At 71.4% G+C, this 20,363-nt stretch carries 18 protein-coding genes; 10 read left to right on the top strand and 8 right to left on the bottom strand.

The genetic code is table 11. The features are described 5' to 3' along the window. Window positions 1-35: 35 nt before the first annotated feature. Entirely contained in the window at window positions 36-818 is a 783-nt protein-coding gene (locus ACFYPS_RS16030) for an ABC transporter permease (RefSeq protein ID WP_354963003.1), read from the bottom strand. Next, window positions 815-1,840, bottom strand: a complete 1,026-nt coding sequence (locus tag ACFYPS_RS16035; RefSeq protein ID WP_354963004.1) for an ATP-binding cassette domain-containing protein — start codon at window positions 1,838-1,840, stop codon at window positions 815-817. Before ACFYPS_RS16035 ends, ACFYPS_RS16030 begins: the two co-directional genes overlap by 4 nt. A 43-nt stretch (window positions 1,841-1,883) precedes the next feature. Between ACFYPS_RS16035 and ACFYPS_RS16040 the strand changes: the two genes are divergently transcribed. Together ACFYPS_RS16040 and ACFYPS_RS16045 are read left to right on the top strand one after the other, a co-directional pair. Then, on the top strand, window positions 1,884-2,618 hold the full coding sequence (locus ACFYPS_RS16040; protein ID WP_387325215.1) for a TetR/AcrR family transcriptional regulator: 735 nt from the start codon (window positions 1,884-1,886) through the stop codon (window positions 2,616-2,618). A 367-nt stretch (window positions 2,619-2,985) separates the two neighbouring features. Continuing rightward, window positions 2,986-3,222 (top strand): hypothetical protein, encoded by a 237-nt coding sequence (locus ACFYPS_RS16045; protein ID WP_387325513.1) that lies wholly within the window; start codon window positions 2,986-2,988, stop codon window positions 3,220-3,222. Here ACFYPS_RS16045 and ACFYPS_RS16050 read toward each other — a convergent pair. The 3 genes from ACFYPS_RS16050 to ACFYPS_RS16060 form a co-directional block, all read right to left on the bottom strand. After that, window positions 3,219-4,106, bottom strand: a complete 888-nt coding sequence (locus tag ACFYPS_RS16050; protein WP_387325218.1) for a bifunctional 5,10-methylenetetrahydrofolate dehydrogenase/5,10-methenyltetrahydrofolate cyclohydrolase — start codon at window positions 4,104-4,106, stop codon at window positions 3,219-3,221. The genes ACFYPS_RS16045 and ACFYPS_RS16050 overlap by 4 nt on opposite strands. 147 nt (window positions 4,107-4,253) lie before the next feature. Next, complete coding sequence (locus tag ACFYPS_RS16055) at window positions 4,254-5,030, bottom strand: DeoR/GlpR family DNA-binding transcription regulator (RefSeq protein WP_354963007.1); 777 nt, start codon at window positions 5,028-5,030, stop codon at window positions 4,254-4,256. 36 nt (window positions 5,031-5,066) lie between these two features. Continuing rightward, entirely contained in the window at window positions 5,067-7,070 is a 2,004-nt protein-coding gene (locus ACFYPS_RS16060; RefSeq protein WP_354963008.1) for a beta-galactosidase, read from the bottom strand. 284 nt (window positions 7,071-7,354) lie between these two features. Between ACFYPS_RS16060 and ACFYPS_RS16065 the strand changes: the two genes are divergently transcribed. The 7 genes from ACFYPS_RS16065 to ACFYPS_RS16095 all read left to right on the top strand — a co-directional run bounded on the left by ACFYPS_RS16065 (window position 7,355) and on the right by ACFYPS_RS16095 (window position 14,832). Next, window positions 7,355-8,680: an ABC transporter substrate-binding protein gene (locus tag ACFYPS_RS16065; protein ID WP_354963009.1), complete on the top strand. Its 1,326-nt coding sequence runs from the start codon at window positions 7,355-7,357 to the stop codon at window positions 8,678-8,680. A gap of 21 nt (window positions 8,681-8,701) precedes the next feature. Then, window positions 8,702-9,658 (top strand): sugar ABC transporter permease, encoded by a 957-nt coding sequence (locus ACFYPS_RS16070; protein ID WP_354963010.1) that lies wholly within the window; start codon window positions 8,702-8,704, stop codon window positions 9,656-9,658. Continuing rightward, window positions 9,655-10,566 (top strand): carbohydrate ABC transporter permease, encoded by a 912-nt coding sequence (locus tag ACFYPS_RS16075; RefSeq protein ID WP_354963011.1) that lies wholly within the window; start codon window positions 9,655-9,657, stop codon window positions 10,564-10,566. Before ACFYPS_RS16070 ends, ACFYPS_RS16075 begins: the two co-directional genes overlap by 4 nt. Beyond that, window positions 10,563-12,701: an alpha-galactosidase gene (locus tag ACFYPS_RS16080; protein ID WP_354963012.1), complete on the top strand. Its 2,139-nt coding sequence runs from the start codon at window positions 10,563-10,565 to the stop codon at window positions 12,699-12,701. The genes ACFYPS_RS16075 and ACFYPS_RS16080 overlap by 4 nt, the downstream gene beginning before the upstream one ends. Window positions 12,702-12,815: 114 nt before the next feature. Continuing rightward, on the top strand, window positions 12,816-13,208 hold the full coding sequence (locus ACFYPS_RS16085) for a YciI family protein (RefSeq protein WP_354963303.1): 393 nt from the start codon (window positions 12,816-12,818) through the stop codon (window positions 13,206-13,208). 3 nt (window positions 13,209-13,211) lie between these two features. Next, window positions 13,212-14,495, top strand: coding sequence for a sigma-70 family RNA polymerase sigma factor (locus ACFYPS_RS16090; protein WP_354963304.1), 1,284 nt, complete (start codon window positions 13,212-13,214; stop codon window positions 14,493-14,495). Window positions 14,496-14,502: 7 nt separating this feature from the next. After that, window positions 14,503-14,832, top strand: coding sequence for a multidrug efflux SMR transporter (locus ACFYPS_RS16095; protein WP_354963013.1), 330 nt, complete (start codon window positions 14,503-14,505; stop codon window positions 14,830-14,832). A gap of 45 nt (window positions 14,833-14,877) precedes the next feature. On the opposite strand, the gene ACFYPS_RS16100 is transcribed toward ACFYPS_RS16095, so the two are convergent. After that, the gene (locus ACFYPS_RS16100; protein WP_354963014.1) at window positions 14,878-16,242 is read right to left on the bottom strand and encodes a cellulase family glycosylhydrolase; all 1,365 of its coding nucleotides are present in this window, start codon (window positions 16,240-16,242) and stop codon (window positions 14,878-14,880) included. A 380-nt stretch (window positions 16,243-16,622) separates the two neighbouring features. Here ACFYPS_RS16100 and ACFYPS_RS16105 point away from each other — a divergent pair, with 380 nt between their 5' ends. Next, the gene (locus tag ACFYPS_RS16105) at window positions 16,623-17,585 is read left to right on the top strand and encodes a TIGR03557 family F420-dependent LLM class oxidoreductase (protein ID WP_354963015.1); all 963 of its coding nucleotides are present in this window, start codon (window positions 16,623-16,625) and stop codon (window positions 17,583-17,585) included. Window positions 17,586-18,002: 417 nt separating this feature from the next. On the opposite strand, the gene ACFYPS_RS16110 is transcribed toward ACFYPS_RS16105, so the two are convergent. Together ACFYPS_RS16110 and ACFYPS_RS16115 are read right to left on the bottom strand one after the other, a co-directional pair. Further along, window positions 18,003-18,812: an endonuclease/exonuclease/phosphatase family protein gene (locus tag ACFYPS_RS16110; protein ID WP_354963016.1), complete on the bottom strand. Its 810-nt coding sequence runs from the start codon at window positions 18,810-18,812 to the stop codon at window positions 18,003-18,005. A gap of 10 nt (window positions 18,813-18,822) precedes the next feature. Beyond that, window positions 18,823-20,313, bottom strand: coding sequence for a phosphatase PAP2 family protein (locus tag ACFYPS_RS16115; protein WP_387325226.1), 1,491 nt, complete (start codon window positions 20,311-20,313; stop codon window positions 18,823-18,825). Window positions 20,314-20,363: the final 50 nt, after the last annotated feature.

Genomic DNA, 20,363 nt, shown 5'->3' on the forward strand with positions numbered 1-20,363 from the left:
CACTCCGTGTCGCCATGTCGGCGTGTTGTGTCGTGTCAGCGGCTCGCTCGGCGCCGGAACAGCACGCCGGACGCGGCCACGCCCACCACCAGGAACCCGATGGCCCAGGCGAGCGCGGCCGGGGCCGACTCGGCGACGGGGCCGCCCACCAGCAGCCCACGGACCGTCTCGACCAGTGGCGTCATCGGCTGGTTGCGGGCGAATCCCTGGAGGAAGTCCGGCATCGTCTCCGGCGGCACGAACGCGCTGCTCACGTACGGCAGGAACAGCACCACGAAGGAGAACGCTCCCGCCGCCTCCGCGTTCGTCACCAGCAGGCCGAACGCGGCCGACAGCGCCGATATCCCGCACATGAACAGAGCCAGCAGCCCGAGCAGGGCCACCCAGTCGAGCACCGAGGCCGTCGGCCGGAAGCCGAGGAGGAGCGACACCGCGACCACGACGGCGGTCGAGACCAGGTTGCGCGCCACGCTGGCCACGATGTGCCCGATCAGCACCGCCGAGCCGAGGACCGGCAACGAACGGAGGCGGGCGATCATCCCGGTGGTCATGTCCTGGTTCACCCCCACGCCCGTGGAGGCCGAGCCGAAGGCCGCGCAGATCAGCACGATCCCCGGCACGACATAGGTCAGGTACCGGGTGCCCGTCTCGATCGCGCCACCGAAGACGTAGACGAACGCCAGCAGGATCAGCACCGGCAGCAGGATCGCGGTGATCAACGCGTCGACGCTGCGTACCGATCGTCGCAGACCGCGACCGACCAGCGCGCTCACGTCCACGAGCACGCCGGGCATCCGGGTCAGCTGAGGCGTGGTCATCGGGTCACCGCCACGGCCGACGCCCGCTCGGTCGGCGACTGCCCGGCCGCCTGCTGGGTCAGCGGCTGCTCGGTCAGCGGCTGCTCGGTCAGCGGCTGCTCGGTCAGCGCGAGGAACACCTCGTCGAGGCTGGGGCGGTGCAGTGCGAGCCGGTCCACCTCGATGCCCTGGGCGTGGAGCAGACCGAGCAGGTCTCGTATCGCGGCCGCGCTGCCGTCGGTGGGCACGTGCAGGGATAGCGTCTCGGCGTCCTCCCGGGCGGGTACCGCGTTCGCGGCGAGCACCGCCACGGCGCGGGCGAGCGCGTAGGCGTCGGGCAGGACAAGTTGCGCGGTTTCGCCGCCGACCCGGGCCTTGAGCTGCTCGGCGGTCCCCTCGGCGGCGACCCGGCCGCCGTGCAGCACGGTGATCCGGTCCGCCAGCCGGTCCGCCTCCTCCAGGTACTGGGTGGTGAGCAGGACGGTGACTCCGGCGGCTGCCAGTTCCGCGATCGAGCCCCAGACGTCGCGGCGGCTGCGCGGGTCCAGCCCGGTGGTCGGCTCGTCGAGGAACAGGACCCGGGGCTCGACCACGAGACTCAGCGCGATGTCCAGCCGGCGGGCCATTCCGCCGGAGTAGGTCGACACCCGCCGCCCGCCGGCCGAGGTCAACTCGAAGCGGTCAAGCAGCTCGTCGGCTCGGGCCCGCGCCGCTGCCCTGGTCAGGTGACGCAGCCGGCCCATGAGGACCAGGTTCTCCCGGCCGGTCAGCATCTCGTCGACCGCCGCGTACTGGCCGGTGAGGCTGATCGATCGGCGTACCGCCGCCGGCGCGGACACGACGTCGTGCCCGGCCACCACCGCCCGGCCGCCGTCCGGACGCAGCAGCGTGGAGAGCACCTTCACCGCCGTCGTCTTGCCGGCCCCGTTCGGCCCCAGCAGTGCCGCGACGTTGCCGCGTTCGACCCGCAGGTCGACCCCATCGAGTACGGCGACACCGCCGAACCGTTTCGTGACTGATTCAAGTTCAACTGTGTATGCCATAAACTCAGTGTATGCCATACACCGGGTATAGGATCAACCCCTCATGGAACGCGCGATGTCACCGCTCGAGGCGGTCTGGACGGCCAAGCCCGCCCCCGAGGCACGGGAGGGGCTGTCGCTGGCGCGCATCGTCGGCGCCGCGATCGAGGTCGCCGACACCGACGGCCTCGGCGCCGTGTCGATGAGCCGGGTCGCCAAGAGCCTCGGGTTCACCACGATGTCGCTCTACCGGCACGTCGCGAAGAAGGAAGAGCTGATCCTGCACATGCAGGACGCCGCCGTCGGCCCCCCACCCGCGGACCTGGTGACCGGCCAGGGCTGGCGGTCGGACCTGGACCGCTGGTCGTGGGCCGCGGTCCGCAAGCTCCGCCGCCACCCGTGGATCCTGCAGACGCTGTCGATGTTCGGCCCGCCCGCCACCCCGCACCAGCTCAGCTGGTTCGAGTACGGCCTGCGCGCCCTGGGCCCGACTCCGCTCGACGAGAACGAGAAGGTGTCGGCCATCCTGCTCATCCAGGCGCACAGCTTCGCCGACCTGACGTTCCACGCGGCCGGTGCGCCCACCGCGATCGCCGACGCCGACCCTTACGAGACGCTCTTCACCCGGATCATCGATCCGGCCCGGTTCCCCGCGCTGATGGCCGCGTTCAGCGGCGGTGGCTTCGCGTCGACCGACGACCCCGAGGCCGACCGGGACTGGCTGTACCAGTTCGGCCTGCAACGGATCCTCGACGGTGTCCAGGTCCTCATCGAGCACCGTCTCGCCCGGAAAACCTGAAACCTCCGCCCCTTCCCCCTTGCTGATCAACTCGACATCAGCGAAATCGGGGTATCCCGGTCGCGGGACACCCCGACATCCGCGATACCGAGTCGATCAACTGACGCCACCGCCTGGAAGGGTGCAACCGGAATCAGTGGGTTGCGCGCCCGAACGTGCCGCTCTTGACGCCGCCGACGAGGCTGGCTCGGCTCAGCGGGGAGAACGCCCGCGTGAAGCGGGCGCTGTGCGACTGGCAGGGCGCCTGGTCCGAGCGGCGTCAGCGGTGAGCCCGGGATGGGAACACCAGTACAGCGGGCTCTTCACGCCGCTGCCGCGATTCGCCGTGGAGGCGTACACCGAACCGGCGGAGCCGCCGCCCCGGCACGTGATCCACCTGCCGGTGACGGTCGCCGACCTGGCCGGGGCGCTGGACCTGGCCCGTACGATCGCCCGGTCGTTGGCCTCGACGCCGCAGGTCGACGTCACCGGCGCCACCGTCTCGGCCGAGGACGCGCAGCACGTACGACATTGGGTGTTCTGCGACCGGATCATGCCCGGTCGCCGGCGGTGCGCGCGCCCGGCCGACCACCGCGGGCCCTGCCTGCCCGCCGATGCTCCCTAGCCGACCTGACGCTCGGCGGCGGCCACGGCGTTGCGGAAGAGCATGGCCACCGTGGTGGGGCCCACCCCGCCCACTCGGGGGGTGATCGCCCCGGCGACCTCGGCGCACGCCTCGTCGACGTCCGGCAGCAGCCGCCGACCCGCGTACCGCACGCCGCCGCCGATGACGACGGCCCCCGTTTTGACGTGCTCGGGCTGGATGATGCCGGGTACGCCAGCGGCGGCGATCAGGATGTCGGCCCGGCGGGTGTATCGGGGCCAGTCCGCGACGCCGGTGTGCACGACGGTGACGGCCGCGTTGGCGGTGGGGCGCTTCTGGGCGAGGAGGGTGGCGAGTGGCCGCCCGAGCGTGGCACCGCGACCGAGGATGACCACCTCGCGCCCGGAGACCGGAATGCCATGGTGGGCCAGCAACGCCTCGATGCCGGCTGGCGTGCAGGGCACCGGCCCCGGCAGCCCGAGCGCGAGCCGACCGAGGTTCAGCGGATGCATGCCGTCGACGTCCTTGTCCGGGTCGATCCTCTGCAACGCCGCGTCGTAGTCCAGGTGGTCGGGGACCGGGTACTGGACGAGGATCCCGTGCACGGCGGGATCGGCGTTGAAGGCGGCGATCACCTCGTGGAGTTGTTCCTGCGTGGCGTCGGCGGGCAGGTGGCGGTGCGGCGAGGCGAAGCCCAACTGGGCGGCCTGGCGCTGCTTGATGCCGATGTAGCCGGCACTGGCATCGTCGTCGCCGACCAGAACGGTGGCCAGGGCCGGGACGACGCCAGCGGCGCGGAGCACGGCCACCCGCTCGGCAACATCGGCGAGGACCGCGTCGGCCACCGGCTGACCCGGCAGCATAGTGGCAGTGTGCGGGGTGGTCTGCTCATCGGTTGACGGCATGGCTCTCCTCGGCGCGGAAGCCCAGGCGGTCGACCCCCGCGATGAGCTCCCCGATGGTTCTGCCATCCCAGGTGCCGCCAGTCGCGTCGCCACCCATTTTGCCCGACGACCCGGGCAGCGGACCAACCGGCTGGGAGCTGCGGGCCGTCAGCTGGCCTGGACGACGACCAGCTCGCCGACCTGCTCGCCGATCGCGGTACGCGCCTCCGCCGGCAGCCCGACGTCGGTGATCAACACGTCGGCCGCTTCCAAGGGGGCGATGGTGGCGATGCCGATGGTCTCCCACTTGGTGTGGTCGGCGAGCACCACCAGCCGTCGGGCCGCGCCGATCAGACACCGGTTGACCCCGGCCTCCAGCAGGTTGGGCGTGGTGAAGCCGGTCCGCGGGCTGAGCCCGTGCACGCCGAGGAAGAGCAGGTCGACGTTGAGCGCGCTGATCGCCGCCTCGGCCACCGGCCCGGTCAGCGCGTCCGACGGGGTACGGATGCCGCCGGTGAGCACCACCGTCTGATCCGCGCGCGGATTCTGGTAGAGCGCGTCGGCCACCGGGATCGAGTTGGTCACCACGGTCAGCCCCCGCACGTCGGAGAGCAGCGTGGCCAGCGCGGCGGTGGTGGTGCCGGCGGAGAGCGCGATGGCCATCCCCGGCTCCACCATGGTCGCCGCCCGCTCGGCGATGGCCCGCTTCTCCGCCTGCTGGCGGATCGACTTCGCGGCGAAGCCGGGCTCCTCGGCGGAGCCCGGCCCGGCCAGCGTCGCGCCGCCGTGCACCTTGTCCACCAGCCCGCGTTCGGCCAGCACCTCCAGGTCGCGACGGATCGTCATGTCGGACACGCCGAACCGGCTGACGAGCTGACTCACCCGTACGCCGCCACGCTGGCGGATCAGATCGAGGATGGCGGTCTGCCGCTGCTGGGCGAGCACCTGGGGAACCTCCTTCGCGCCGTGACTGTCACCGGGTCAGGCCGGTCCGTCAGCCCGATCCTCCCGGACCACGGCCACCTCGCCGGCCGGCACTGTCAGCTCACCGGCGCACCGTGCTCCGGTCAACAACTCGGTGCCGGTCACCGCGAGCCGTACCTCGCTCCCGGTGTGGTTGATCGCGAACAGCCAGCTTCGCTCACCGTCGCGGCGCCGGACCACCTCCACCCCGGTCGGCGCCGGCGCCGCCGGGCGGACGCCGGCCTCGTCGAGCAGCCGGGCGACCAGCCGATCGGTGGCCGGCTCGTCCAGCCGGGTGCCGACGTACCAGGCGGCGCCCGCGCCGACCGGGCGCCGGGTCAGCGCCGGCACGCCCGGCAACGGCCCATCGGTGTACGAGGCGAGCACCTCGGCGCCCTCCGGGTGCAGCCACTCGGTCCACACGTCGGCCGTGCTGCCGTCGTCCAGCCGCACCTGCTCGCCCTCGCGCAACGGGAAGAACTCCTCGGTCCGTACGCCGAGCAGCTCCCGGAACGCGCCCGGGTAGCCGCCCAGCCGGATGTGGTCATTCTCGTCCACGATGCCGCTGAAGTAGGTGATCGCCACGGTGCCGCCGGCCTCGACGAACCGGCTCAGCGCGTCGGCGTCGGCATCGCGGACCAGGTAGAGGGTGGGTGCCAGGACCAGCCGGTAGCCGCTGAGGCCGGCGGACGGGTGGACGATGTCGGCGGTCACGCCGGCCCGCCACAGCGCGCCGTACAGGGCGGTCAACCGGTCGGCGTAGCGGACGTCCACGCTGGGGTGCGAGTCCAGCTCGACGCCCCAGCACGCCTCCCAGTCGAACAGGATCGCCACCTCGGCGTCCACCCGGCTGCCGCGTACCTCGGCCAGCGCCCTGAGGTCCGCGCCCAGCTGGCAGACCTCGCGGAACACCTTGGTGTCCGGCCCGGCGTGCGGCACCAGCGCGGAGTGGAACTTCTCGGCGCCGGCCCGGGCGGCCCGCCACTGGAAGAACAGCACCCCGTCGGCGCCCCGGGCGACGTGCGCCAGGCTGTTGCGGCGCATCTCCCCCGGCAGCTTCGCCACGTTGCGCGGCTGCCAGTTCACCGCGCTGGTGGAGTGCTCCATCAGCAGCCACGGATCACCGCCCGCGACGCCGCGGGTGTGGTCGGCGGAGAGGGCCAGCCCGAGGTGCGCCTGCGGGTCGGCGGCGGTCAGGTAGTGGTCGTTGGAGACCAGGTCCACGTCGTCGGCCCAGGAGTGGTAGTCCATGTGCTTGATGCCGGTGCCGATCATGAAGTTGGTGGTCACCGGCTGGCGGACCAGCGTCTTCAACAGCTCGCGTTCGGCGCGCAGCTGGGCCCGCTGCTCGTCGGAGGAGAAGCGCAGGAAATCCAGCTGCTGCGTGGGGTTGGCGAAGGTCGGCGCGGTGCGCGGCGGGTTGATCTCGGCCCAGTCGCCGTAGCGCTGGCTCCAGAACGCGGTGCCCCAGGCGTCGTTGAGCCGGTCCAGGTCGCCGTACCGCTCGCGCAGCCAGTCGCGGAACGCCTCGGCGCTGACGTCGCAGTAGCAGTGCACGTTGTGGCAGCCCAGCTCGTTGGAGACGTGCCACATCACCACCGCCGGGTGCTCGGCGTACCGACCGGCGACCGCGCGTACCAGCTCCAGCGACCGCTCCCGGAACACCGGGGAGCTGGGGCAGTACGCCTGCCGCCCGCCCGGCCAGAGGATCGCGCCGTCGGCCCGGCGGGGCAGCGTCTCCGGGTGTGCGCGGGCCAGCCACGGAGGCGGGCTGGCGGTGGCGGTGGCCAGGTCGACCTGGATGCCGCCGTCGTGCAGCAGGGTCAGCACCCGATCCAGCCAGCCGAACTCGAACCGGCCCGGGGTGGGCTCCAGCAGGGCCCAGGAGAAGATGCCGACGGAGACCAGGTTGACCCCGGCCCGACGCATCAGCTCGACGTCCTCCGACCAGGTCTGCTCAGGCCACTGCTCGGGGTTGTAGTCGCCGCCGAAATAGATGCCGTTGCCCTGCCATCGCCGCATGAAAGCTGAGGTTGCACCCGGCAGCCCACGAAAGTCAACAGGTTCCAACATCGACTTCTTTTCCAACGTTTACCACGTAACGGCCGTGTCACGACTGGGTTCCGGGAGGCGAATTGCCCTCTTGACAGCGCCCGGCGGACGGGTAGCTTGAGGCCCCAATGGCCGTTCGTGTTCGCCATTGTGGATTCTCGTGGGATCCGAATGTGCATTCACGGCGCTGAACCTGCCTTCACCACCCCCGACGGCCCTTGGGCGTAGCACCTCTTCATCCGCAGGAGGCACAGATGTCCCGTCCCCGATCCCAAGCCGAGTACCTGGCTCGGCTCGTACCGCCCTCCGTAGCCGGCATCAACCGACGCTCGCTGCTGGCCGGCGCGGCCGGCACGGGCGCGCTGCTCGGCACCGGCCTGCTCGCCGGCTGCGGCGACGACTCCGGCGGGTCCGAGTCGAAGGAGGTGTCCCTCGGCTCGAACCAGTCCGACCCGAAGCCGAAGGACGTCCTCGCCAAGGTCACGGACGGTTTCAAGACCTCGTCCGGCGTCCAGGTCGCGGTGAACACGGTCGACCACAACACGTTCCAGGAGAACATCAACAACTACCTGCAGGGCAAGCCGGACGACGTGTTCACCTGGTTCGCCGGCTACCGGATGCGCTTCTTCGCCCAGAAGGGCCTGGCCAGCGACATCAGCGACGTGTGGGGCAAGCTCTCCGGCTATTCCGACGCCTTCAAGAAGGCGTCCACCGGGGACGATGGCAAGCAGTACTTCGTTCCGGCGTCGTACTACCCGTGGGCGGTCTTCTACCGCAAGTCGGTCTGGCAGCAGCACGGCTACCAGACGCCGAAGACCCTCGACGACCTGACCACCCTCGCCGCTCAGATGAAGAAGGACGGCTTGACCCCGATCGCCTTCGCCGACAAGGACGGCTGGCCGGCGATGGGCACCTTCGACATCCTCAACCTGCGGATCAACGGCTACCAGTTCCACGTCGACCTGATGGCCGGCAAGGAGGCCTGGACCTCCGACAAGGTCAAGAAGGTCTTCGACACCTGGGCCGGCCTGCTCCCCCTGCACCAGCCGGACAGCCTCGGCCGCACCTGGCAGGAGGCGGCGCAGTCGTTGCAGCAGAAGAAGAGCGGCATGTACCTGCTCGGTCTCTTCGTCGGCCAGCAGTTCAGCAACGAGGAGCAGAACGACCTCGACTTCTTCACGTTCCCGGAGATCGACCCGGCGATCGGCGCCAAGGCCCTGGACGCCCCGATCGACGGTTACATGATGGCCCGCAAGCCCAAGAACGAGGACAACGCCCGGAAGCTGCTGGAGTACTTCGGCGGCAAGGCGGCCGCGGACATCACGGTCAAGAACGACCCGGCCACCCTGGTCGCCAACTCCGGCGCGGACGTCAGCGGCTACACCGCCCTGCAGAAGAAAGCGGCCGAGCTGGTCGGGTCGGCCACCGAGATCGCCCAGTTCCTCGACCGGGACACCCGGCCGGACTTCGCCTCCACGGTGATCATCCCGGCGCTCCAGCAGTTCATCAAGGACCCCAAGGACATCGGCGGGCTCACCTCGAGCATCGAGAACCAGAAGAAGTCGATCTTCACCGACTGACGGCGGAAGGGGGAGGACATCGTGTCCGACCTGCCCCTGATCCAAGCGGATCGCGCCGTGCCTTCGCCGGCCGCGACCACCCCCACGGGTGGTCGTCGCCGGCGGCTACGGCTCCTGTCCCGCACCGACCGCGTGGTCATCACGCTGATGGTGCTCGTCCCGCTGCTGCTCGTCACCGGGTTCGTCTGGCTGCCGGCAGCGGCCACCGTGCTGCTCTCCGGCACCAACTGGGACGGCATCGGCCCACTCAACGAGATCGAATTCGTCGGCGCCCGCAACTACAGCGACGTGGTGAACATCTACCCGCCGTTCGTGCCGGCGATCCAGCACAACCTGCTCTGGCTGGCGGCGCTGTTCCTGGTGGCCAGCCCGTTCGGCATGTTCCTGGCCGTCCTGCTCGACAAGGAGCTGCGCGGCAGCCGCTTCTACCAGACCGCACTCTACCTGCCAGTGGTGCTCTCGCTGGCGCTGATCGGCTTCGTCTGGCAGCTGCTCTACTCCCGCGACCAGGGTCTGATCAACGCCGTGTTCGGCAGCAACGTCGACTGGTACGGCGACTCGAACGTCAACATCTGGGCGGTGATGGTCGCCTCCGGCTGGCGGCACGTCGGCTACATCATGCTGCTCTACCTGGCCGGGTTGAAGGGCGTCGACCCGTCGCTGCGGGAAGCCGCGGCGGTCGACGGCGCCTCGGAGAGCAGGACGTTCTTCCGGGTGGTGTTCCCGGTGATGCGGCCGATCAACATCATCGTGCTGGTGGTGACGGTGATCGAGTCACTGCGCGCGTTCGACCTGGTCTGGGTGGTCAACAAGGGCCGCAACGGATTGGAGCTGATCTCCGCCCTGGTCACCCAGAACGTGGTGGGTGAGGCGAGCCGGATCGGATTCGGCTCGGCGCTGGCCACCATCATGCTGGTCGTCTCGCTGGTCTTCATCACCATCTACCTGGCGACCGTGATGAGGGAGAACCGGCAATGAGCACGGCGACCGTGACCCGGCGTACCGAGGGTGGGGTCGAGGCCCCGGCCCGCCGCAAGCTGACCCCGCTCCGGCTGCTGCTGCACGGCTTCCTCATCACCGTCGCACTGACCTGGCTCTTCCCGATCGCCTGGGCGGTGCTCACGTCGCTGCGCTCCTACGAGTACACCGCCGCCAACGGCTACGTCTCGTTCGGCGGCTGGACCCTCGACAACTACGTCACCGCCTGGCGGACCGCGGAGTTCGGCAAGCACTTCCTCAACTCGGTGTACATCACCGTGCCGGCGGTGCTGCTGACGCTCTTCCTCGCCTCCTGCGTGGCGTTCGTCATCGCCCGGTTCAGCTGGAAACTCAACCTCGTGCTGCTCGGGGTGTTCACCGCGGCCAACCTGCTGCCCCAGCAGGCGCTGCTCATCCCACTGTTCCGGCTGTTCACCGAGGTGCCACTGCCGGAGTTCATGAGCGACTCCGAGCTGCTCTACGACAGCTACTGGGGTCTGATCCTGATCAACGTGGCCTTCCAGTGCGGGTTCTGCGTCTTCGTGCTCAGCAACTACATGAAGGCGCTGCCCCGCGACCTGTACGAGGCGGCGATGGTCGACGGGGCGAGCATCTGGCGGCAGTACTGGCAGGTCACCATGCCGCTGTGCCGGCCGGCCCTGGCCGCGCTGGCGACCCTGGAGGTGACCTGGATCTACAACGAGTTCTTCTGGGCCACCGTCCTCATGCGCACCGGCGACAAGTTCCCGGTGACCAGCTCGCTGAACAACCTGCGCGGCGAGTTCTTCACCGACAACAACCTGGTCTCGGCGGGCAGCGTGCTCGTCGCGATCCCCACTCTGGTGATCTTCTTTATGCTCCAGCGGCACTTCGTCCGGGGCCTGACCTTGGGAGCCTCAAAGGGATGACAATCCTGCACCTGCGCCGCGCGCGGACCAGCCTGGTGCTCGACGCGCGCGGCCCGGGGCTGCCCCGGATCGCGCACTGGGGCGGCGACATCGGCGACCTCGACGACGACGACCTGCGCCAGCTCGTCGACGCGACCGTACCGCCGGTGGTGCCGAGCAGCTTCGACGAGCCGACCGTGCTCTCCCTGCTGCCTGAGCCGAGCGCCGGCTGGAGCGGCCGGCCGGGTCTGGCCGGGCACCGCGGCGGCACCGGCTGGTCCACCGCCTTCCGCCTGGACGGCCTCGACGTCGAACCACCCGCCGACGAGGGCTCGGCACGGGTGACCGTACGGGCCAGCGACCCGGACGCACAGCTGTCCCTGACCATCGAGATCGAGGTGGACCCGACCGGGTTGCTGCTGCTGCGCCACCGGCTGCGCAACGACGGCGACGACGCGTACGAGCTGCGCGAACTGACCCCGGTGCTGCCGGTGCCGGCGGTCGCCACCGAACTGCTCGACCTGACCGGCCGGTGGTGCCGGGAGCGGTCCCCGCAGCGGCACTCGTGGCAGTTGGGCAGCTGGGTCCGGGAAGGCCGGCACGGGCGCACCGGGCACGACGCCACCCTGCTGCTGGTGGCCGGCACCGCCGGGTTCGGCTTCGGCCACGGCGAGGTCTGGGCGGTGCACACCGCGTGGAGCGGCGACCACGTCACCTTCGCCGAGCGCCGGCCCACCGGCGAGTCCACTCTCGGCGGCGGTGAGCTGCTGGCCCCCGGCGAGGTCCGGCTCGGCCCCGGCGAGTCGTACGCCACTCCCCTGCTCTACGCGGTCTGGTCCGACGCCGGGCTGGACGGGCTCAGCGACGTGCTGCACACCCACCTGCGGGCCCGGCCCCGGCACCCACGCTCCCCCCGCCCGGTCACCCTGAACGTCTGGGAAGCCGTCTACTTCGACCACGACCTGGACCGGCTGCGGGCGCTCGCCGACCGGGCCGCGCAGATCGGCGTCGAACGGTTCGTGCTCGACGACGGCTGGTTCCGCGGCCGGCGCGACGACACCGCCGGGCTCGGCGACTGGTTCGTCGACGAGGGCGTCTGGCCGGACGGCCTGCAACCGTTGATCGACCACGTGACCGGTCGGGGTCTGGAGTTCGGCCTCTGGGTGGAGCCGGAGATGGTCAACCCCGACTCCGACCTGTTCCGCGCGCACGCCGACTGGTTGCTGGCCGTGCCGGGGCGGCTGCCGCCGCTCTGGCGCAACCAGCAGGTGCTCGACCTGGGTCGCCCGGAGGCGTACGACCACCTGCTGGAACGGCTCGACAAACTGCTCACCGAGCACCCCGGCATCAGCTACCTCAAGTGGGACCACAACCGGGACCTCACCGAGGCCGGGCACCACGGCCACCCCGGGGTGCACGGGCAGACCCTGGCGGTCTACCGGCTCCTCGACGAGCTGCGCCGCCGCCACCCCGGCGTGGAGATCGAGAGCTGCGCATCCGGCGGCGCCCGGGTGGACCTGGGCATCCTGGCGCGCACCGACCGGGTCTGGGCCAGCGACTGCAACGACGCCCTGGAACGGCTCAGCATCCAGCGCTGGACGGGGCTGCTGCTGCCACCGGAGCTGATCGGCACGCACGTCGGGCCGGAACGCTCGCACACCACCCACCGGGTGCACGACCTCGGCTTCCGGGCAGCCACCGCGCTCTTCGGCCACCACGGCATCGAGTGGGACATCGCGTCGATTAGCGCCGTCGAGCAGACCGAGCTGGCCGCCTGGGTCGCGCTGCACAAGCGGCTGCGTCCGCTGCTGCACGCCGGCCGGGTGGTCCGGGTCGACCATCCGGACCCGGCCGTCTGGGCGCACGGCGTGGTCGACCACGACGGCACCAGAGCGGTGTACGCGGTGGCCCGGCTGGCCACCTCGGTGGCGCAGACCCCGGGCGCGGTCCGGCTGCCCGGTCTGGACCCGGGCCGGCGGTACCGGGTGCGACCGGTGTCGGACGTGCCGGCCCCGGCGACCATCGACCGGTCCGCGCCGGCCTGGCTGGCCGGCGGCGTCACCCTCAGCGGGGCGGCACTGGCCCGGGTGGGGGTGCAGGTGCCCGCGTTGCATCCGGAGCAGAGCCTGGTGCTGGAGGTCGACGCCATCGACTGAGAAAATTCCCGGAACATCTCTGGCCGGGGTGTCGAGAACGGTGCCGGCTGCTTCTACCTCAGGGTGAGAGCACCGAAGATGGTGCGCAGGCGTGAGGAGCGAATCGTGAAGTACATGCTGCTGATGCAGTTCAGCGCCGCCGGGACCGACTTCCCGGGCATCGACACCTGGACTCCGGAGGAGATCCAGGCGCACATCGGGTTCATGGGTGAGGTCAACGGCAAGCTCACCGCGGCCGGGGAGTGGGTCGACGGGCAGGGCCTCGGCGGCCCGCAGCAGGCGCGGATCGTCCGCGCCGGTGAGGGCGGGGCGCCGGTGGTCACCGAGGGACCGTTCGCCGAGACGAAGGAGTTCCTCGCCGGGTTCTGGATCGTCGACTGCGACAGCCCGCAGCGGGCGGTGGAGCTGGCCGCGTACATCTCCACCGCACCCGGCCCCGGCGGCCGGCCGCTGAACATGCCGATCGAGGTGCACCCGATCATGTCCGCCCCAGCCCAGGAGCTGTGAGGGCTGGCCACCACCGATCCCCGCGTCGAGGACCTGCTGCGCGAGCTGGCGCCGCAGGTCCTCGGTGTGCTCGCCCGCCGGTTCGGTGACTTCGCCACCGCCGAGGACGCGGTGCAGGAGGCGCTGCTGGCCGCCGCCACCCAGTGGTCGGCGGACGGGCTGCCGGCGAACCCGCGCGGCTGGCTGATCCAGGTCGGCTACCGCCGGATGATCGAGCTGGTCCGCGGCGAGCAGGCGCGGCGCCGCCGCGAGGACCTGGTCGCCCGCCGGGACCCGGACGACCGCCAGCACGCGCCCGCGGCGGACGAGGAGTTGACCGCCGAACGGGACGACACCCTGGTCCTGCTCTTCCTCTGCTGCCACCCGGCGCTCATGCCCGCGTCGGCCGTCGCGCTGACCCTGCGGGCGGTCGGTGGGCTGAGCACCGCCGAGATCGCCCGCGCGTTCCTGGTGCCCGAGGCGACCATGGCGCAACGGATCAGCCGGGCCAAGCAGCGCATCCGCTCCTCCGGGCTGCCGTTCCGGATGCCGGAGCCGGCGGAGCGGGCCGACCGGCTGGCCGCCGTACGGCAGGTGCTCTATCTGATCTTCACGGAGGGGCACACCAGCACCACCGGCCCGGACCTGCGCCGGGTCGACCTGGCGGCGGAGGCGATCCGGCTGACCCGCGCGCTGCACACGCTGCTGCCCGACGACAGCGAGTCGACCGGCCTGCTGGCGTTGATGCTGCTCACCGAGGCGCGCAGCCCGGCGCGGACCGGGCCGTCCGGTGAGCTGATCTCGCTGGCCGACCAGGACCGCGCCCGCTGGGACGCCTCGGCCATCGCCGAGGGCGTCGCGCTGGTCACCCGTGCGCTGCCGCGCGGGCCGGTCGGCCCGTACCAGGTTCAGGCCGCCATCGCCGCGCTGCACGACGAGGCGTCGAGCACCGAGGCGACCGACTGGCCGCAGATCCTGGCGCTCTACGGGGTGCTGGAACAGCTCTCCGGCAGCCCGGTGGTGGCGCTCAACCGGGCCGTGGCGGCCGCCATGGTGCACGGGCCGGCAGCCGGCCTGGCCGCTCTCGACGCGCTGGCCGACGACCCACGGTTGGCCGGGCACCACCGGCTCTCCGCCGCCCGCGCGCACCTGCACGAGATGGCCGGCGACCGAGCCCGGGCGATCGCCGACTACCGGGCCGCCGCCGGGCGGACGAGCAGCCTGCCCGAGCATCGCTACCTCATGGTGCGGGCGGCCCGGCTCGCCGCCGAACCCGGACCGACCGACCCACCGAACACTCAGGACTGAGGACCGCATGGCGTACGTGCTGCTGGGGATCGCCATCGCCGCCGAGGTGCTGGCGACCAGCCTGCTCAAGACCACCGCCGGGTTCACCCGGATCGGGCCGACGGTGGCCTGCCTCGGCGGCTATCTGCTGGCGTTCATTCTGCTGGCCCAGGCCGTCAAGGAGATACCGGTGGGCGTCGCGTACGCCCTCTGGTCCGGCCTGGGCACCGCCACCATCGTGGCGATCGGCGCGGTCTTCCTGGATGAGCCGGTCGGGCTGGCCAAACTCGCCGGCATCGCACTGATCATCGCCGGGGTCGTCATCGTTAACCTGGCCGGGAGCACCGACCACGGCTGAGCACGGTGGCCGGGCCCGGTGCGGGCCCGGCCACCTGCGCGTCGATCAGCTCGCGGTGCAGCTCACCTCCGGCCTGGCGTTGCTGCCGGTCCAGCTGGCGAGGAAGCCGAAACTGGTGCTGGCGCCGGCGGCCAGCCGGCCGTTGTAGGCCACGTTGCGCGCGGTCACCGCGGCTCCGCTGCTGGTCAGCGTCGTGTTCCAGGACTGGCTGACGCTCTGGCCGTTGGCGAAGGTCCACCGGGCGCTCCAGCCGGTGATCGCGGTCGCGCCGGCGGTCACCCGCACCTCACCCTGGAAGCCGCCCCGCCACTGGCCGATGACCGTGTACGTCGCCGTGCACCCACCGGCCGGCGGGGGCGTGGTCGGCGGCGGGGTCGTCGGCGGCGGAGTGGTGGGCGGTGGAGTGGTGGGTGGCGGAGTGGTGCCGCCGAAGACGCTGGCCTCCCGGGCGGTCTGCCGGATGCCGTTGGCGCCGTTGAAGATCCGCTGGCCCCAACTGGTCAGGCCGGCCGGGTTGCAGGCGGTGGCCATGTCGAGATACTCCACGCCGCCGCCGTTGCCGCTCCACGACCAGCCCAGCCAGCCGATCCCGTTGGCCTGGCTGTAGGCGAGGATGGTGTCCTCGTCGGGGTCGCCGTCGGAGTGGTTGAAGGCGAACTCGCCGACCACGATGGGCAGGCCGGCCGCCCGGAAGCGACCCAGGTAGTCGCTGATCTCCGCGGCGGTGTCGAAGACGCCGTACATGTGGATGGAGAAGACGGTGTTGCGGGCCGGGTCGGCGGCGAAGACCGAGGCGGCGTTGTCGCGCATCGTGAACGACCAGTCCTGCCCCCAGTTCGGCGCGTCCACCATGATCGTGTGGGTCAGACCGCCGGCGCGTAGCCGGGTGATCGCGTTGGCGTTGTCGGTGGCCCAGGAGGCGTAGTTCTGGTTGCCGTAGGGCTCGTTGCCGATGTTGACGATGACGTACTTCTCCTGGCCGGCCAGGACGTCGGCGAGACTGAGCCAGTAGTCGACGGCCCGGGCGAGGGTGATCGCGCCGCTCTGCTCGCCGTAGCCGGTGGTGTCGTGCACCTCCAGCACACAGATCAGCCGGTTGGCCTTGCACAGCGAGATGACGTTGGCGACGTCGGCGTTGGTGTTGCGGGTCCACCGGTCGCCGCTGGAGAGCACCACCCGGACGGTGTTCGCGCCGAGCGCCTTCACGTCGGCGAACGAGCTGGTCTGCTGTGGGTACCAGGTGTGCGCGTGGTTGACCCCGCGCATGATGAATTCGGTGCCGTTGGCGTCGTACAGCTTGCCGCCCGCGACGGTGAAACCGGCCGCGGCGTGCGCCGGCTGGCCGAACGCCAGCACGGCGACGAGCAGCGCGAGCAGGGCCGCGCCGGCGGCGGAGAGTCGAGTCTTCATGGCCTTCCTCAGGGAGGACCCCCGGTGCCCGACAGGGGTGGGACGTGACAGGGGAAGGCGGCTGCAGCCCGACAGCCGCCGCCCGGATCCCGGCGGCGCACGCATCAGCGTAGGGCGATGGATTGGTCGGCGCAACCGGTTCAGTGGCCGAGCCGCAGCCGGCGGACGGCCGTGACGGCCCACGCGAACGCGGGCCGTCACGGGGCGGTCATCCCCACCACAGGGTGTGCGCCACACCCGGCACTCTTAACCGGTTAAGACCGACCGTAGGCAGGTCACGGTCATCCGTCAAGCGCCTCCCGTCCGAACCGGACGGGAGGGTTGACCGCTGCCGAGCTGGGTATCCCGGGACGATCCGTCGGCGGGAAGGAGAAACCAGAATGGTCAGCGTCGGCTACACCCTGATGTGCGAGCAGGCCGGTCCGAAGCAACTGGTCGACCACGCGGTACGGGCCGAGGCGGCCGGCTTCGACCAGCTGGTGATCTCCGATCACTACTATCCCTGGCTGGATGCCCAGGGCCACTCCCCGTACGCCTGGTCGGTGCTGGGCGCGGTCGCCCACGCCACCTCCCGGGCGGAGCTGATGTCCTTCGTGACCTGCCCGATCCGCCGCTACCACCCGGCCGTGGTCGCGCAGAAGGCCAGCACCATCGGAGCGCTCTCGGACGGCCGGTTCACCCTCGGCCTCGGCGCCGGGGAGAACCTCAACGAGCACGTGGTCGGTGGCTGGCCGCACGTGCAGCAGCGGCACGAGATGTTCGAGGAGGCCCTGCAGATCATCCGACCGCTGCTCAACGGCGAGTCGCTGACCTTCTCCGGCAACCACTTCGACGTGCCCGACGCCTACGTCTGGGACCGCCCGGAGCAGCCGGTCCCGATGGCCATCGCCGCCTCGGGCCGACAGTCCGCCACCCTGGCCGCCGAGTACGGCAACGGCATCGTCGCCACCGAGCCCGACCGGCACATCATCGAGATGTACGACGACGCGGGCGGCGCCGGCCAGCCGCGCTACGGGCAGGTGGCCATCTGCTACGGCCCGGACGAGGCCGAGTGCCGCAAGATCGCGCACGACCAGTTCCGCTGGTTCGGGATGGGCTGGAAGGTCAACGCCGAACTGCCGGGCCCGGACTCCTTCGCCGCCGCCACCCAGTTCGTCCGCGAGGAGGACGTCGCCGACGGCATCGCCTGCGGCCCGGACGTGGACGCGCACGTCGAGGCGTTCCGGAAGTTCGTCGACGCCGGCTACACCCACGTGGCGATCGTCCAGATCGGCGGGGAGACCCAGCCGATGTTCCTCGACTGGGCGCAGGAGCAGCTGCTGCCCCGGCTGCGCGAGCTGTGAGGCTAACCCGGCCGGGCGGTTCGGTCGGGCCGAACTGCGGCTGGCGCTGGCCGCGCCCCGGCCGGCCGCCGGGCTGACCAGCGAGTGGCGGCAGGTCGGCGGACTGCGGACACACACCCGGCGCAGCACGGATCCCGGGACCGGGGCGCCGCCGATCGTGCTGGTGCACGGCCTGGCGGTCTCGCACCGCTACCTCACCCCGCTGGCCGTCGCGCTCGCCCCCACCCCCGCTTTCACGGACAGGTGAACCCCATGCGCTTCGGCAACACGGAGATCCGCCCGCTCGGCGGTGGCCTCGGCTGCCTCCTGATGATCCTCTTCTCGATCGTGGCCTCGGTCGTGCTGACCGTCCTGCTCAACCTGGTCCTCTGACCCGCCCGGCGCCGTGCGTCCCGGGCCGGGGCGCACGGGCCCGGCTCAGGCCGGGTCGAGGTCCAGCTCGGCGACGACGGGGTAGTGGTCGGAGGCGGTCTCGGCGTCCCCCTCGCGGACCACCCGGACGCACCGGCTCCGCTCGGCCACCGCCGCAGTGCCGAACAGGTAGTCCAGCCGCATCCCCGCGAACTCCTCCCCGCCGAACCGGGTGGGCACGGTGAGGCCGTCGGCCTCCGGTGCTCCGGCGGCGTACGAGAGCCAGAGGTCGACCAGGCCGGCGGCCCGCAGCCGGGCGACAGCGCGGGTGTCCACGGCGCCTCCGGTCCGCTGCAGGTGGCGCCGACGGTAGAGATCGGGCATCCCGGCCAGGCGCGCGGTGTGGTCGACGGTCGGGTCGAGCGAGTTGAGGTCACCGGTGACCAGCGTCAGCGGCCCCTGGGCGCGTCGCACCGCGGCCACCAGCCAGTCGACCTCCATCCGACGCCGTCCCCCGGAGTACGGGTGGAGGTGGGTGCTGAGCACGGTCAGCGGGCCGGCCGAGGTGGCCACCACGACGCGGGCGGCCGCGTGGTGGAACGGCCGACGCAGCGCCCCCGCGGCGACGACCCGAAGCGGCGGCCGGGCCAGCACCGCCACCGGCTGCCCGAAACACGACCGGGCCAGGTGCTGTGTCATCCCCACCCGACCCGCGATCTCGGCCATCAGTCCGCCCCGGTCGAAGCCGCGCAGCTCCTGCAGGGCCAGCACGTCCGGCGCCTGCGCCGTGACGACCCGGACCACCGCGTCCAGCCGGTCGGGGCCGCCCCGGTCCCGACCGCCGGTACGGATGTTCCAGGTCATCACGCGCAGCACGGCGCGGCGCTCAGTCGGCCCGGCCGGCCCGCGCCAGCTCGTCGTCGAGGGTGTCCACGTCCTCCGACTCGATGGCCGGCTGATTGCCTTCCTTCAGGTCGGCGTTGGGGCGGATGACCAGGTAGAGCAGCCCGATCCAGAGCGCGGAGAGCAGGATCGCGCCCATGAAGTCGGTCGGGTGGTGCATCCCGCGGTACATCCGGGACGTGGCCACCCCGACCGGCATGATCACCGCCAGCGCCACGAAGATCCAGCGCCACCAGCGGTCGGTACGCGGTAGCACGATGACGGCGATCGCCAGCCAGACGCAGATGGTCGCCGCGATGTGCCCGGACGGGAAGGAGGAGGTGGGCATCTGCCCGTCCAGGTTCTCCACCGGCGGGCGTGGCCGGTCGACCGCCCGGGCGGAGGCGAGGAAGAGGGTCAGCTCGCCGACCATCGCCAGCGCCACGAACAGCACCGGCCGCCAACGCCGCCACACCGCCAGCACCAGCGGACAGAACACCAGCGAGATCAGCAGGATGGCGTGCGTGTCGCCGAACTTGCTCCACCACCAGCTCACCTCGGTCAGCGCCTCGGTGTGCCGATCGGCGAACCAGCGCGGCACCTCGGTGTCGAGCGTGGCGAAGAAGGTGCCCTTGGCGTGGTAGCTGACGTACGTGCCAAAGGCGTACAGCGCCCCGAAGACCAGCACCCAACCGACCAGCAGCTCGGCCACCGCCGAGCGAGGGTGGGCCAGCACGTGCTCCTCGGCCGGGGCGGGGGCGATGTCGTGCCCGGCCTCCGGTTCCAGACCCTCGCTCAGCGGCGGCACCGGGCGCCCCCGCTCGCGCCGCCACAGCCGGAACGCGTACGCGGTGACGCCCAGCCAGGCGGCGCCGAGCAGCCAGCCGGCCAGCACGTCGGAGACGAAGTGCACGCCCAGCGCGATCCGGGTCAGCCCGACCAGCGCCACCAGCACGGCCGTACCGGCGATCGCCGGCCTACGCCACCGGGGCGCCATCGCCGGCAGGAACACCAGCAGCAGCGCCCCGTACGCGACGAACGAGCCGAGCGCGTGCCCGCTCGGGAAGCTGTTGCCCGGCGCGCTGGCGATCGGCACGTCCACGACCGGGCGGAGCCGACCGACCAGCGTCTTCAGGGACGGGTCGAGGATCAGGCCACCGACCCCGGTGATGATCAGATAGACGGCCAACCGTGGCTGCCGCCGGATCAGCAGCCCGACCACGGCGATGGTGACCAGCCAGATGAGGATCGGCCGGCCGCCCAGGTCGGTCACCGCCTGGAGCACGGTGACCAGCGCGTGGTGCGGGGCGACGAGACCGTTGAACCACTCGGCGACCGCGTGGTCGGCGTCCTGCAACGGGCTCCACCGCATCCGGACGAGCAACAACAGCAGCCCGAAAGCCACCCCGGCGCCGGTGACGGCTACCAGGCCGGCGATGCTCCGCTCGGCGAAATGCCCGATCGGACGCCGCGCCACCTCTTTGAGCGCCGTCACCCCGCACCTCCCATGTCCATTGGCGAGGGCGCTTTACCCGATCGGCGCTG

It is taken from the genome of Micromonospora sp. NPDC005087, from assembly GCF_042872965.1.
Classification (GTDB): Bacteria; Actinomycetota; Actinomycetes; order Mycobacteriales; family Micromonosporaceae; genus Micromonospora.

What these genes read in the sequence shown, in the direction of transcription:
- ACFYPS_RS16095 (WP_354963013.1), top strand. Translation starts at nt 14,503, where the DNA reads ATGGCGTACGTGCTGCTGGGGATCGCCATCGCCGCCGAGGTGCTGGCG.
- ACFYPS_RS16040 (WP_387325215.1), top strand. Translation starts at nt 1,884, where the DNA reads ATGGAACGCGCGATGTCACCGCTCGAGGCGGTCTGGACGGCCAAGCCC.
- ACFYPS_RS16075 (WP_354963011.1), top strand. Translation starts at nt 9,655, where the DNA reads ATGAGCACGGCGACCGTGACCCGGCGTACCGAGGGTGGGGTCGAGGCC.
- ACFYPS_RS16035 (WP_354963004.1), bottom strand. Translation starts at nt 1,840, where the DNA reads ATGGCATACACAGTTGAACTTGAATCAGTCACGAAACGGTTCGGCGGT.
- ACFYPS_RS16065 (WP_354963009.1), top strand. Translation starts at nt 7,355, where the DNA reads ATGTCCCGTCCCCGATCCCAAGCCGAGTACCTGGCTCGGCTCGTACCG.
- ACFYPS_RS16050 (WP_387325218.1), bottom strand. Translation starts at nt 4,106, where the DNA reads ATGCCGTCAACCGATGAGCAGACCACCCCGCACACTGCCACTATGCTG.
- ACFYPS_RS16080 (WP_354963012.1), top strand. Translation starts at nt 10,563, where the DNA reads ATGACAATCCTGCACCTGCGCCGCGCGCGGACCAGCCTGGTGCTCGAC.
- ACFYPS_RS16100 (WP_354963014.1), bottom strand. Translation starts at nt 16,242, where the DNA reads ATGAAGACTCGACTCTCCGCCGCCGGCGCGGCCCTGCTCGCGCTGCTC.
- ACFYPS_RS16085 (WP_354963303.1), top strand. Translation starts at nt 12,816, where the DNA reads ATGCTGCTGATGCAGTTCAGCGCCGCCGGGACCGACTTCCCGGGCATC.
- ACFYPS_RS16105 (WP_354963015.1), top strand. Translation starts at nt 16,623, where the DNA reads ATGGTCAGCGTCGGCTACACCCTGATGTGCGAGCAGGCCGGTCCGAAG.
- ACFYPS_RS16030 (WP_354963003.1), bottom strand. Translation starts at nt 818, where the DNA reads ATGACCACGCCTCAGCTGACCCGGATGCCCGGCGTGCTCGTGGACGTG.
- ACFYPS_RS16060 (WP_354963008.1), bottom strand. Translation starts at nt 7,070, where the DNA reads ATGCGGCGATGGCAGGGCAACGGCATCTATTTCGGCGGCGACTACAAC.